The sequence below is a fragment of the Mesorhizobium sp. M0833 genome (genome assembly GCF_040319905.1).
Classification (GTDB): Bacteria; Pseudomonadota; Alphaproteobacteria; order Rhizobiales; family Rhizobiaceae; genus Mesorhizobium.
The window spans coordinates 65097-78071 of sequence record NZ_JAMYOQ010000012.1; the positions used below are offsets into that span (position 1 = coordinate 65097).

Here is a 12975-nt window from a genome sequence, read left to right on the forward strand (position 1 = left end):
TCGAGCTCGGTTATCATCCTGTTAGGGTTAATGGCCGGTAAAGGCGCACCGCCGATACGGGCCGGATCGACAAATGCAGATCGTTTTCAGCCTCTTGTTTGCGGCTTGTTAGTAGAGCCTAACAGGTTCTTACCGCGATATTAACGGCTGAGTTACCATAGTTGTTTACGGTGCATGCTGACTCAGTACCGGAGCAGGGATGCATGTCCGTTCAATCCGCAGCCGCAGATGTCGACATCGATCTCAGGCAGCTTTTCGCCAGCCTGGCGCGAAACTGGTTGCGCATCCTTGTCGTCGCGCTGGCTGTAACCGGCCTGGCCTTTGCGCTCGCCTGGCTTGCAACGCCCGAATACAAGGCGGCAGCCAAGCTGGAGATCGGGCCTCGAGAATCGGAGTTCACGCGGCCAGCCGGGGCCAACGGCAACGAGCGGTCGATTCCCGACGAAGAGGCTGTGGCCACCGAGGTCCAGATCATCTCGTCCCCCGACATCCTCAAGCAGGTGGCGGCGAAGCTCAACCTGGCGAAGTTGCCCGAATTCGACGAGGCGCTGAAGATGTCGGCGCTGAGCCGCACCCTTGTCCTCGTTGGCTTGAAAAGCGATCCCTTCGAGATCCCGCTGGAAGAGCGCGTGCTGGACGCAATGCATGAGAAGCTCAACGTCTATGGCGTCGAAAAAACCCGCGCGATAGCAATCGAGTTCTCGTCGGAGGATCCACAGCTTGCCGCCGCGATCCCGAACGCCATTGCAAACGCCTATATCGCATCCAAGGGCAACGCCAAGCTCGAATCGAATTCCGCTGCCACCGACTTTCTGGCGCCGGAAATCGCGGATCTGCAGAATCGGGTGAAGGAGGCGGAAGCCAAGGTTGCCGCATTCCGTGCCCAGTCGGATCTTTTGATGGGCGGCAACAATTCGGTGCTTGCCACCCAGCAGCTGTCCGAATTGTCGAGCGAATTGTCACGGGTGCGCGCCAACCGCGCTTCAGCGGAAGCGACCGCCGACAGCGTGCGCAGGGCATTGCGCAGTGGCGGCTCACTGGATGCCGTTCCGGAGGTGTTGTCGTCCGAACTGATCCAGCGCCTGCGCGAGCGGCAAGTCGAACTCAAGAACAACATCGCCGACCTTTCCACCACCTTGCTCGACAACCATCCGCGCATCCGGGCGCTGAGGTCGCAACTCGCCGATCTCGACCGCCAGATCCGCAACGAAGCGGAAAAGATCATGAAGGGTCTGATGGCGCAGGCCGAGACGGCAAAGGCGCGCGAGGCTCAACTCGTGGCCGACGTCAACACGCTGAAGGCGGCGTCCGCCCGCGCCGGCGAAGAGCAGGTGGAACTCGATGCGCTGCAGCGCGATGCCGCGACCAAGCGCCAGCAACTCGATCTCTACTCGTCCAGCTATCTCCAGGCGGCCGCACGCAAGGATCGCAACTACCTACCTGTTGACGCTCGCCTATTTTCGGAGGCCCGGGCGCCGACCGAACCCTATTTCCCCAAGATTGGTCCGATTGTCGGCGCGGCCTTTGTCGGCTCGTTGCTCATCATGGCGATCGTCACGTTGCTGCAGGAACTGTTTTCCGGCCGTGCCATGCGTCCGGCCGCCGGTGCCCATTTCGAACACATCGAGCAGGTTGCGATGCCGGCTGTCCAGGCCGAACGCGCATCGGCCGAGCCCGACCCGCCGGTTGCGCGGTCCGAACCGGCAGTCGCCGAGATCGATGAGACCGACGACGACAGTATCATTGAAACCAAAGTGGAGCCGGAACCCGTCGCGGTGGCGGAAGCGGCTGCCGAGAAAATCGAACCGGAGTACTCTGAAATGGCCGCTGGAGACATTGAACCGGCACGTTCTATCCTCGGCGAGATCGACATCGACAAGGCCGCGGAAAAACTGATCGCCACCGGTGCAGCCCGGGCCATATTCGTGTCACCGGAAGGCGACGAGGCGGCTGCCTCGGCGGTGCTGGTGGCGCGCGCAGTCTCCGACGCTGGGCTACGCGTGCTGCTGCTTGATCTCACCGCTTCGGGTGCTGCCTCGCGGCCGATGCTGGACAGCGGGCTGTTTCCGGGCATCACCGATCTGCTCGCCTCGCAAGCGCAGTTCAGCGATGTGATCCACCCCGATCTCTATTCGGATTGCCACGTGATTCCCGTCGGCACAGCCGATCCGGTCCGTGCCATGCGCGCCGCCGACCGGCTGCCGATCATCATGCAGTCGCTAACCACGGCCTATGATCTGGTTGTGGTCGAATGCGGGCCGGCCGACGCGCAAGGCATCAGCCGCCTGGTGGGCGAGGGCACCGAGGTGCTGCTCTCCATGCTGGAGCCGGACGACCAGGTGACGCAAGCCGCAGTCGCGCTCATCGAGAGCGGTTATCCCGACCTAACGCTGGTCACGCCAATCGGCCATGTGGCGCCGGGGCCAATGCCGGGACGGCGCTCGGCGGCCTGAGGCATTTTTCTCAAATCGAAATCAGCTGTCGTCTTCGCCTGCGGCCGGTGCTGTCTGGCCCACGGCCTTGCGGCGCAGCAGCTTGGTCAGCTTCCAGACCATTGGGCTGTGCTTGATGAATGCTTTCAGGCTTGCGCCGTGCCTGAGCGCAAGCGCCAGCGCGCGACCTTTCAGCGTCAGCGGAACCAGCGCCTCGAAATGTTGCGTTTCGACATCGCACCACAATCGCTTGTAGGGTTCGTCACCGACCGAGAAATCATAGATTTCAAAACCCGCCTCGCAGGCTTCCTGGATGTTCTCGAAGAACAGGAAGTCGCCGGGGCTGGTGTGTGCGAGCTCGTCCTCGGCGATCGCCCCGAATTCGCAGATCAGCCGCTTGCCCGAGCGGCTCGATCCGGTGACCGCACGAAGCTTGCCGGCGACTTCCAGCCCATGCAGCACGAAGGACGGATCTTCCTCTTGGAGCGCGTCGGTAAACAGCGAGCGAAAAAAAGCACGCACCTCCGCTTCACCGAAAACATTGGCGATGCCCATCTTGCGGAAGCGGAATTCCTTCATCTCGAAAAAGGCGTCGAGCAGCCTGTTCACCTCGTCCGCAGTCCTCGCCTCGATGCGGCAATGGCTGCCGACGGCCCCGAATTTGCGCGCCTGCGAGCGATGCTTCTTGCGCCTGCGCTTGCCGCTCACGCGGGTGAGCAATGCATCAAACCCTCCTACAAGACCGGCGGCCAGAGACAGATTGGGGCTTGAAAAATGCGGCAGGGCGGAGAGCGGGTTGGCAACGCCGTCGAGATCGGGCAGCAGCCGCTCTAGCGCGACAAGATCGATATCACGCCGCACCTTGGCAATCGCAGCCAGCATAGCGCGGATCGCCGCGTTATCGGCATTCGCCAGCCATTGCGGGTCGGCGGCGGCAAAATTGCCGTTGGCATGACGGCCGCCCATGAACCGGGCGACGCGGAACGCCCCACTGCGAGTGACCTCCAGCGCCAACGAGAAAACCGGCCTGTTGTCGGCGCGCAGCGTCGCAACGACAACGTCGGCGCCGGTATGTGCGGCCCAGTTCAGGATCCAGCCTGCGCTCTGCGCCGGGGCAAAAAGCGCCGAACGGCAGAATTCGGCGTACGCCGCCAGCGCCGCACTATCGGCAACCGAGATCGACAAGCCGGCTTTGCCGGCCGGCAAGGTATACGGCGACGCCTCGCTGCTTGCCAGCCGATTGCCGTCAAATGACGCGGTGGCGTCAACCATACCTCAATCCTTAGGGCGTATTCGTCGCGATTGGGGGTCCGCGCAGGCGCATTCCATGCTTGATGAGCTTAGGCGCAAAAGGTGAATGAATGATCGACGGGGGCGAGGCAATTCGCAAACTGGCGCTCAATCTCGCCCGCTATTCAGGTCTCGCGCCGCTGGCCAAGCCGTTTATCGGCGGCCTTGGCGTCATCCTGATGCTGCATCGGGTCACCGCGGCGCCGGAAAAGCCGAATGGCGTCAACCGACACTTGAACATCGCGCCTGGGTTCCTCGATATCGTGATCGCCGACATGAAGGCGAACGGCTACAGGTTCATCACGCTGGACGAGGCGATCGAGCGCATCAAGGCCGGCGACAAGGACGGCCAGTTCGCGACGATCACCGCCGACGACGCCTATCGAGACAACATGACCGAGGCGCTGCCGGTGCTGGAGAAGCACGGCGCGCCGATCACCATCTACGTCGCACCGGGACTGATCGACGGCGCTGCCGACCTGTGGTGGGACCTGGTTGAGGATATCGTCAATGCGCGCGATCGCCTGACGCTGACGACGCCGGACGGCCCGGTGACGATCGACTGCTCGAATCGGGGAAAAAAGGTCCAGGCCAATGCGCGCCTGCACGCCTATCTGACGCTGAAGGTGCGCGAGCGGGACCAGCGTGCGGTGTTGCGCGATCTGGCGCGCTCGAACGGCATCGAGTTGGGCGGTCCGCGCCCGAGCACGCTGATGAACTGGGACGAGATCCGCACCATGGCCGGGCACCCGCTGGTGACGATCGGCGCGCATAGCGTCAATCATTGCAATCTGAAGCGGCTTTCCGAGAGCGACGCGCGGCATGAGATCGGCGACGTCAAGCGCATATTGCAGGCCAAACTCGGCGAGGAGCCGCGCCATTTCGCCTATCCCTACGGTCATGCCAGCGCAGTCGGCCGCCGCGAAGTGGGCCTTGTCCGCGATGCCGGCTATGCGTCGGCGGTGACGACCCGCCACGGCGTACTGCGCGCCGAGCATGCCGGGTTCCTGCATGCCCTGCCGCGCATTTCAGTCAACGGCCGCTATCAGAGCATCGCCCACATCCGAACCATGTTGTCGGGCGTGACGACGCCGCTGGCCAATGCCGGCAAGACGGTGGTGACGATTTAACTGTGGCCTCGGCCCTTCGGCCGCGGCTCCAGGATCAGCCACTTAATGATGCCCATCGCCGGCAGCACCCACAAAAGCCCGCTCAGCAGGAAGAAGATGAAGTGCGCCAGCGGCCCGGACTGCGACAGTTGGGCGACCGCGACGATCGAGGCGACCAGCGCATAGACGACGACCAGCACTACCAGCAGGAAGCTTCCGATCAGCTTTTTCAGGCGAATGGGCATGGCGCGATCTCGTTGATCGCTATCGCTTAGGCCGAACGGCGAATGCGCGCAACCCGCCAGAAACGGCGCGACGGCGTGCCGCGTCGCCCGGCCTTGCAAGCCGGGTTGCGATGGTTCACCAATCCGCGACTTCAACTGCCGGGACAAACCCATGGCTGCTGCCATATCCGACGACGCGCCCTTCGCCGCCCGCGATCGAGACCTTCGCAATCGTGCACTGGTGCGCGGTTGGCTCTATGTCGTGCTGGTCGTGCTGTTTGCGCTGGTGGTGGTCGGCGGCGCTACGAGGCTCACCGATTCTGGCCTGTCGATCACCGAATGGCAGCCGATTCACGGCGTCATCCCGCCGCTCAACGATTCCGAGTGGCAGGAGGAGTTCCTGCGCTACCAGCAGATCCCGCAATATGCCGAACTCAACAAGGGCATGAGCATCGAGGCGTTCAAGTCGATCTTCTGGTGGGAATGGGTGCATCGTATCCTGGCGCGTAGTGTCGGCGTGGTCTTCGCCCTGCCGCTGCTGTTCTTCTGGGTGACGCGCCGCATCGAGCGGGGCCTCGGCACGAGATTGTCGGGCATCCTCCTGCTCGGCGGGCTGCAGGGCGCGATAGGCTGGTGGATGGTGGCATCCGGCCTGGTTGACCGGGTTTCGGTCAGCCAATACCGGCTGGCGACGCATCTGACGCTGGCGGCGCTGATCTTCACGGCGACCATGGTTGTCGCGCGTGGGCTGGCGCCGCACTCGGAACCTGCCGCCGACCGCTCGACGCAACGTCTGGCCGGCTTTCTGGTGCTGCTGGCGCTGGTCCAGATCTATCTCGGCGGGCTGGTCGCGGGGCTTGACGCCGGCTTGAGCTACAACACCTGGCCGCTGATGGACGGCAAGCTGGTCCCTGGCGACCTGCTGCTGCTCGAGCCCGCGTGGCGCAATTTCTTCGAAAATCCGAAGACAGTGCAGTTCGTGCACCGGATCGGCGCCTACACGATCTTCGCGGTCGCGCTCTGGCACATGATTGCGACACGCCGGCGTCTGCCGGGTACGACGCATGCCCGACGCGCGACGCTGCTGTTCCTGATTGTCGTGGTGCAGGCATCGATCGGCATCGGCACCCTGTTGATGCAGGTGCCGCTGCACATGGCCCTGACGCATCAGGCATTCGCGCTGGTTCTGCTGGGCTTCGCCGCCGCGCATTGGCGCGGTACCAAGGGCGCTTACCCGCTGCCCCACGAGATCGCTCTCAGAGGCTGAGCCGCACCCGCCGGATTGCCGCGGCAATCGCCAGCTCGCGGCTTTCGTCGACCGCATTGCAATCTTCATGGTGCCATGCAGCCGACAGGCAGCCATAGGCAACGGCGTGGTCCAGTACGGCAGGCCCCGTCTGGCCGAGCGTGGCGCCAAAGACTTGCGCCATATGGGCGATCCGCCTCGGATCGAGGCAAAGATCATCTCGGTCGAGTGGGTTGTAGAACATGTTGGCGGCGTCGAAACCCGGGTCGCCGAGGACGCCCTTCGGATCGATCGCCAGCCAGCCGCGTGGACCGTGCATGATGTTGTCGTGATGCAGGTCGCCATGCAGCGGCCGTACGTTGTGCGGATTGGACAACAGCCGCTCCGCGATTTCGGCAGCTTCGACATACAGGCTCTTTTCGCCGGCGGCGCGATCGGCCTTCGCCTTTTTGAACAGGCTGGAAAACCGTCTCCGCAACGGCTGAAGGTCCGGCGGGGCGGCGTGCTTCGACGGCGAGACCAGTCTTGTCATCACCTCGGCCGCGATGGCGGTGGCGGCATTGTCGTCCTGATCCGCAATGATCTGTGACAGCGAGATTTCGCCGGCGTATTCGAGCAGCATGCGGTGGCCGTCGCGGCCGAGCAGCCGCACCGCGCCTTCGCCGCGTCGCCAGGCGAGGAATGCTCGCCACGCAACTCGTCCTCCACATCGTCGAAAGGCTTTAGATCCTTGACGATTGCCGGTGAGCCGTCCTCGCGAACAACTTTCCAGATGCGGCTACCGAACGTTTCGGCAATGAGCTCCGGCGCGCCGACCTTCCAGCGCTTTGGAAATCTCGGCGCATCCATTCAAAGGCCGAGCATCAGATCCATGTTCTGCACAGCGGCGCCCGAGGCGCCCTTGCCGAGATTGTCGTAGACGGCAATCAGCAGCGCCTGCGCCCTGTTATCATTGGCAAAGACATAGAGCTTCATCCGGTTGGTGCCGTTGTAGATCTCCGGATCGATGTCGGGCATGCGTTCCTGATGCAGATACGGCGCCACCTCGACCACGCCGCCATCGATGGAAGCGAAATGATCGGCGATTGCCGCATGAAGCTCGGCGCCGGTCGGCACATGGTCGAGGCCGCCGAGTTGCAGCGGCACCACGGTGATCATGCCTTGCGCGAAATTGCCGACTGCCGGCTGCATGATCGGATCGTGCGAAAGCTTGGCATAGGTCCTGAGCTCAGGCACGTGCTTGTGCTGCAGCGTCAGCCCGTAGGGCAGGAATTCCGGCGCATCCTCGCCCTTGGCGACATAATCCTCGATCATCGGCCGGCCGCCGCCGGAATAGCCGGAAATGCCGTTGACGGTGACCGGAAAATCGACTGGCAACAGCCCCGCCGCAACCAGCGGCCGCAGCGTCGCGATCGGTCCTTGCGGCCAGCAGCCCGGATTGGCGACGCGCTTCGCCGAAGCGATCTTCTTCGCCTGGTCCTTGTCCATTTCGGCGAAACCATATTCCCAGCCCTCGGCGACGCGATGCGCCGTCGAGGCGTCGATCACCTTGGTGGTGTCATTGGCGATCAGCGAAACGCTTTCCTTAGCGGCCGCGTCCGGTAGGCAGAGGATCGCAACATCGGCGGCATTGAGGAACTCGGCGCGCGCTGCCGTTTCCTTGCGGCGTTCGGCAGGGATGGAGATGATTTCCAGGTCGCCGCGCTCGGCAAGCAGCGCCCTTATCTGCAAACCGGTGGTGCCGTGCTCGCCGTCGATGAAGATTTTCGGTTTCATTGCCTGCCAAAATTCCTGTTATCTCAAAGCTATATGCCGCTTGCCTGATTCAATCCGGCAACGCTGTGATTGCCCTGGTTCATGTCCTCGAGCCGGGCCTTTCGTTCCGCCAGCAGCCCGAGATAGTGCATGGCCACCATCGAGCCGGCAATTGCCGTTATATCGGCGTGATCATAGGCTGGCGCAACCTCGACGACGTCGGCGCCGACGATATCGACCTGGTTGATCTGGCGCAGTACCGACAGGATCTTTGCCGAAGACGGGCCTCCCGCGACCGGCGTTCCCGTGCCGGGCGCAAAAGCTGGATCCAGACAATCGATGTCGAAAGTGACGTAGGTCTTCTTGCCGCCCGTACGGTCGACGATGGCATAGGCGATGTCGGACGCCCGCATTTCCTCCACTTCATGGCCATATAGGATCTTGATGCCGAACGTGTCGGGCGCATGGGTGCGGATGCCGATCTGGATCGAGCGGTCGGGATCGATGATGCCCTCCTTGACCGCACGGCCAACGAAGGAGCCGTGATCGATGCGCTTGCCGTCGTCGGGCCAGGTGTCCTGATGTGCGTCGAACTGCACCAGAGCCAACGGGCCGTGGATGGCGGCATGCGCCTTGAGCAGCGGCCAGGTGACGAAATGGTCGCCGCCGAGTGAAAGCAGAAAGGCGCCGGATTTCAAGATTTTCGCCGCTTCGCGCTCGATCGTGGCAGGCGTCTTCTGGTGATTGCCGCTGTCGAGCAGGCAATCGCCAAAGTCGATCACAGCAAGCTGTTCGAACAGGTCGCGCGAAAACGGATATTGCGGATCGTTGTCGAGGATGGCCGAGGCGCGGCGAATCGCCTGCGGTCCGAAACGAGCGCCCGGCCGATTGGTGACCGCCGCATCGAAGGGAATGCCCCACACCACTACATCGGCGCCCTTCACGTCCTTCGAATATTTGCGCCGCATGAACGACAGCGCGCCGGCATAGGTCGGCTCAAACGACGCGCCTGTCCTGGAGCGGGTGGTGAAGGCGTGATCGATGGTCCTTGGCGGCATGAAGCGATCTCCTGTGCGTCGACGCGCAACCTTATTGGACATAATTCTCAGAATTGCGACCCCTGCGGAGGATCACGGCCATTCGATCCGGTCACAAATCCTTGCTCGCCAGGCGAACCCCGCATGGCCGGCCCGGAGATTGCCTGGTAAATAACCGAAAGTAGCCGCCAACGGCTGCTTCGGCCGGCATTGATCTGATTTTCCTGCGTTTGCGAAGCCGGCTTCGTTCACCTGCCTGTCACGGGCATCGCTTAACCGGGGTGCGATCCCGGTACGGAGCGATTCTCGTGCGAACGACTTGTCTCATGCGAACGATTTGGCTGAGCCTTCTGCTTTCCGCGGCGCTGGTGGTCTCCCTTGGCCAGGCATTGGCGGGTGAAACGCGCGCCAGGCAGATTCTCGACCGTTTCGAGCACGCCAACCAATGGCGCGACCATGTGATGGTGGCCGCGCACCGCGCCGGCGGCATGCAGGCCAGCAAGACGCTCTATCCCGAAAACTCGATCGCCGCCGTCGAGGCGTCGATCGCAATGGGCGCCGAGATCGTCGAGGTCGACATCAGGCGCTCGAAGGACGGAGAATTCGTCGTCATGCATGACAGCTGGCTTGACCGCACCACGACCTGCAAGGGCGAGGTGGTCAACCGCACATTGGCCGAACTCAAGACCTGCCGATTGGTGATCGAAGGCACCGGCGCCGTTACGGGCGAGACGGTCTCGACGTTGCGCGAGATGCTGGTGGCGACCAGGGACAGGATTCTCGTCAACCTCGACAACAAGCTCGACACCGGAAGCCTCGCCGGCATGGTCGCCGTCGCCCGCGATCTCGGCATGGCCGAACAGGTGATCGTCAAAGAGAACCTGTGGAATGCGGAGAGGATCGCCAGGGTCAAGGCTGCGATGGCCGAGATCGGCAGCGGCTTCCAGTTCATGCCGATCATCGCCGATGACGCGGTTCGCGACGCCATGTTTGCCGAGGAACTGAGCCGGGCCTTCCCGATGCGCGCAGTCGAGATGATCAACTGGCGCATGGGATCAGAGACGCTGACGGAGACCGGCGGCCCGCTGTTCAGCCCGCGCATGCGCGCGCTGGCGGTGAGGGGCGACTGGCACATCTGGGCCGACACCTATGCCATCGTCAACAAGCCGGGCGGCTTCCTCGCCGGCGGTCGCGGCGACGAGCTGGCGGTTGCGGCCAGCCTGCCGCGCGAGACTTATGGCTTCTGGGTCGAGCGCGGCGCCACCATCATCCAGACTGACGAACCGAAGGCGGCCATCGGTTGGCTGGCGGCGAACGGTTTTCGCGTGCCCTACGCCGGTGAGAAGCGCCCGGCCGAGCCGGCGAATACGGCCAGCATTAACTAACGCCGGGCACGAACCAGAGCGATTGCCGCGCTACGCGTGAGCGGGGACAGTTCCGGCGATACTGTCCAGTTCCTCGATCGCATCTTCGGGCAACGCGAGATCGCCCGCGGCGAGGTTCTCCCTGAGATGCGCGACGGAAGACGTGCCTGGGATCAGAAGAATGTTGGGCGCGCGGCGAAGCAGCCAGGCGAGCGCGACCTGCATGGGCGTGGCGCCGAGGCGTGCGGCGACCTTGGACAAGGTCGACGACTGCAACGGATTGAAGCCGCCAAGCGGGAAGAACGGCACATAGGCGATGCCGTCGCGGGCGAGATCGTCAATCAAGGCATCGTCGCCCCGATGCGCCAGATTATACTGGTTCTGCACGCAGACGATCTTGCAAATCCTGCGGCCTTCGGCGACCTGCGCAGCGGTGACGTTGCTCAGCCCGATGTGGCGCACGTGGCCCTGTCGCTGAAGCTCGGCGAGCGTCGCAAGCGGCGCCTCGATCGACCCTTCGGCGGGGCCATGCGCGTCGAACATGATCCGAAGGTTGACCGCCTCCAGCACGTCGAGCCCGAGATTGTGCAGATTGTCGTGCACCGCCTGGGTGAGTTCTTGGGCCGAGAAGGCCGGCAGCCACGATCCGCCCTGGCCGCGCCGGGCGCCGATCTTGGTGACTATAACGAGGTCGTCGGGATAGGGTGCGAGCGCTTCGCGGATCAACAGGTTGGTCACGTGCGGGCCATAGAAGTCGCTGGTGTCGATGTGGTTGACGCCTTGTGCAACGGCTTCGCGCAGTACGGCCAATGCCGCGTCGTGGTCCTTTGGTGGGCCGAAGACGCCGGGCCCTGCGAGCTGCATGGCGCCGTAGCCGAGCCGTCTGACTTTGCGGTCGCCGAGGATGAATGTGCCGGACTGGTCGATACTGGACATGGTCTTTCTCCTTCAGGGATGGCGCACAGATAGACGCTGTCCGATCCCATGATAATTGGGTACAATCCGCACAGGCTGTGCGGAATAACGAACAATGAAGATCGATCTCGGGGATCTGAACGCTTTCGTGGCCGTGGCGCGCGCCAAGGGTTTTCGCGATGGCGCCCGCGCCAGCGGTGGCAGCGCGTCGGGGTTGAGCGAGGCCGTGCGCCGCCTCGAGACGCAGCTCGGTGTCAGGCTGCTCAACAGGACGACCCGCAGCGTCGTCCTGACGGAGGCCGGCGAAGGCCTGCTGGCGCGGCTCGGTCCAGCCTTGACCGAGGTGGAGTCGGCTCTCGACGTGGTGAACGGCTTTCGCGACAGGCCGGCGGGCTTGTTGCGCCTCAACGTGCCGGTCAGCGCGGCGCGGCTGGTCCTGCCCAGCATCGTCCCGCGGTTCCTTGCCGCCTATCCCGGCATCCGGCTGGAGGTGATCGCCGAGGAAAGCTTCGTCGATGTGCTGGCGGCCGGCTGCGACGCCGGCATCCGCTACGACGAGCGGCTGGAGCAGGACATGATCGCCGTGCCGATCGGACCGCGCGTGCAGCGCTTCGCCACCGCCGCCAGCCCTGCCTACCTGGATCGTCATGGCCGGCCGCAACACCCGAGCGACCTGCTCGGCCACGCCTGCCTGCGCGGCCGCTTTGCCAGCCGTGCGATGCCGCCGTGGGAATTCGAGCGCGACGGCGAGGTGGTGCGAGTCGACCCGACGGGGCCGCTTCTCGTGACCCTGGGCGGGGCGACGGACCTCAAAGTCGACGCAGCCATCGCCGGCACCGGCATCATCAGCCTGTTCGAGGATTGGCTACGCCCTCACTTCGAGAGCGGGGCGCTCGAACCGCTGCTTGAGCCTTGGTGGCAGAGCTTCTCCGGGCCGTTCCTCTATTATCCCGGCCGGCGCCTCGTGCCGGCGCCGTTGCGGGCGTTTATCGACTTCATCAAGGCCTGAAGTCTGCCACGATGCGAGCGAGCCGCGCCTGCCGCCGGTGATTGGTGCCGCCATTCATGGAAAAGGCCGCCCGGAGGCGGCCTTTGCGTTTTCTGAACGCTGCGCTGCGCTTAACGCTTGGAGAACTGGAAGGAGCGGCGGGCCTTCGCCTTGCCGTACTTCTTGCGCTCGACGACGCGGCTGTCGCGGGTCAGGAAGCCGCCCTTCTTGAGTACGGCGCGCAGCGCCGGCTCGTAATAGGTCAGCGCCTTGGAGATGCCGTGGCGCACGGCACCGGCCTGGCCGGAAAGGCCGCCGCCGATGACAGTGGCAACGATGTCGTACTGGCCGGCGCGGTTGGCGGCGATGATCGGCTGGTTGAGGATCATCTGCAGGACTGGACGCGCGAAATATTCGGCGAACACCTTGTCGTTGACGACGATCTTGCCGGAGCCGGGCTTCACCCAGACGCGCGCGATGGCGTTCTTGCGCTTGCCGGTGGCGTAGGCGCGGCCCGATTTGTCGAGCTTCTGGACATGGACGGGTGCTGCCGGCTGGGTGTTGGTGTTGCCGGTGGCAGTTCCGAGTTCTGCGAGCGAGGAAAGCTCAGCCATC

The 12975-nt window shown here is 63.8% G+C and carries 11 protein-coding genes and 1 pseudogene; 5 read left to right on the plus strand and 7 right to left on the minus strand.

Annotated features, from left to right (window positions below; translation table 11 throughout):
* Positions 1-203 precede the first annotated feature (203 nt).
* Entirely contained in the window at positions 204-2453 is a 2250-nt protein-coding gene (locus tag NKH98_RS15810) for a GumC family protein (protein WP_352896589.1), read from the plus strand.
* 21 nt (positions 2454-2474) lie between these two features.
* On the opposite strand, the gene NKH98_RS15815 is transcribed toward NKH98_RS15810, so the two are convergent.
* Complete coding sequence (locus NKH98_RS15815; RefSeq protein WP_352650006.1) at positions 2475-3704, minus strand: GNAT family N-acetyltransferase; 1230 nt, start codon at positions 3702-3704, stop codon at positions 2475-2477.
* A gap of 89 nt (positions 3705-3793) precedes the next feature.
* Between NKH98_RS15815 and NKH98_RS15820 the strand changes: the two genes are divergently transcribed.
* Positions 3794-4852: a polysaccharide deacetylase family protein gene (locus NKH98_RS15820; RefSeq protein ID WP_352650008.1), complete on the plus strand. Its 1059-nt coding sequence runs from the start codon at positions 3794-3796 to the stop codon at positions 4850-4852.
* Here NKH98_RS15820 and NKH98_RS15825 read toward each other — a convergent pair.
* On the minus strand, positions 4849-5076 hold the full coding sequence (locus NKH98_RS15825; RefSeq protein WP_352650010.1) for a DUF2842 domain-containing protein: 228 nt from the start codon (positions 5074-5076) through the stop codon (positions 4849-4851). The two genes, NKH98_RS15820 and NKH98_RS15825, sit on opposite strands and share 4 nt — an antisense overlap.
* 151 nt (positions 5077-5227) lie before the next feature.
* Between NKH98_RS15825 and NKH98_RS15830 the strand changes: the two genes are divergently transcribed.
* Positions 5228-6322, plus strand: a complete 1095-nt coding sequence (locus NKH98_RS15830; protein WP_352650011.1) for a COX15/CtaA family protein — start codon at positions 5228-5230, stop codon at positions 6320-6322.
* Here NKH98_RS15830 and NKH98_RS15835 read toward each other — a convergent pair.
* The 3 genes and pseudogenes from NKH98_RS15835 to speB all read right to left on the minus strand — a co-directional run bounded on the left by NKH98_RS15835 (position 6312) and on the right by speB (position 9114).
* A pseudogene (locus NKH98_RS15835) lies at positions 6312-7150 on the minus strand (aminoglycoside phosphotransferase family protein). The gene NKH98_RS15830 and the pseudogene NKH98_RS15835 overlap by 11 nt on opposite strands.
* Positions 7151-8077: an N-acetyl-gamma-glutamyl-phosphate reductase gene (gene argC, locus NKH98_RS15840; RefSeq protein WP_352806473.1), complete on the minus strand. Its 927-nt coding sequence runs from the start codon at positions 8075-8077 to the stop codon at positions 7151-7153.
* A 29-nt stretch (positions 8078-8106) separates the two neighbouring features.
* Positions 8107-9114: an agmatinase gene (gene speB / locus NKH98_RS15845; RefSeq protein ID WP_352703104.1), complete on the minus strand. Its 1008-nt coding sequence runs from the start codon at positions 9112-9114 to the stop codon at positions 8107-8109.
* A 305-nt stretch (positions 9115-9419) separates the two neighbouring features.
* Between speB and NKH98_RS15850 the strand changes: the two genes are divergently transcribed.
* Positions 9420-10478, plus strand: a complete 1059-nt coding sequence (locus NKH98_RS15850) for a glycerophosphodiester phosphodiesterase family protein (protein ID WP_352899690.1) — start codon at positions 9420-9422, stop codon at positions 10476-10478.
* 30 nt (positions 10479-10508) lie between these two features.
* Here the strand turns inward: NKH98_RS15850 and NKH98_RS15855 are convergent, their stop codons facing one another.
* On the minus strand, positions 10509-11393 hold the full coding sequence (locus NKH98_RS15855) for an aldo/keto reductase family oxidoreductase (RefSeq protein WP_352899692.1): 885 nt from the start codon (positions 11391-11393) through the stop codon (positions 10509-10511).
* A 94-nt stretch (positions 11394-11487) separates the two neighbouring features.
* Between NKH98_RS15855 and NKH98_RS15860 the strand changes: the two genes are divergently transcribed.
* Positions 11488-12381, plus strand: a complete 894-nt coding sequence (locus tag NKH98_RS15860) for a LysR family transcriptional regulator (RefSeq protein WP_254817589.1) — start codon at positions 11488-11490, stop codon at positions 12379-12381.
* 110 nt (positions 12382-12491) lie between these two features.
* On the opposite strand, the gene rpsI is transcribed toward NKH98_RS15860, so the two are convergent.
* A complete protein-coding gene (gene rpsI, locus NKH98_RS15865; RefSeq protein WP_023717316.1) occupies positions 12492-12974 on the minus strand; it encodes a 30S ribosomal protein S9 in 483 nt (160 codons plus the stop codon).
* Position 12975 lies beyond the last annotated feature (1 nt).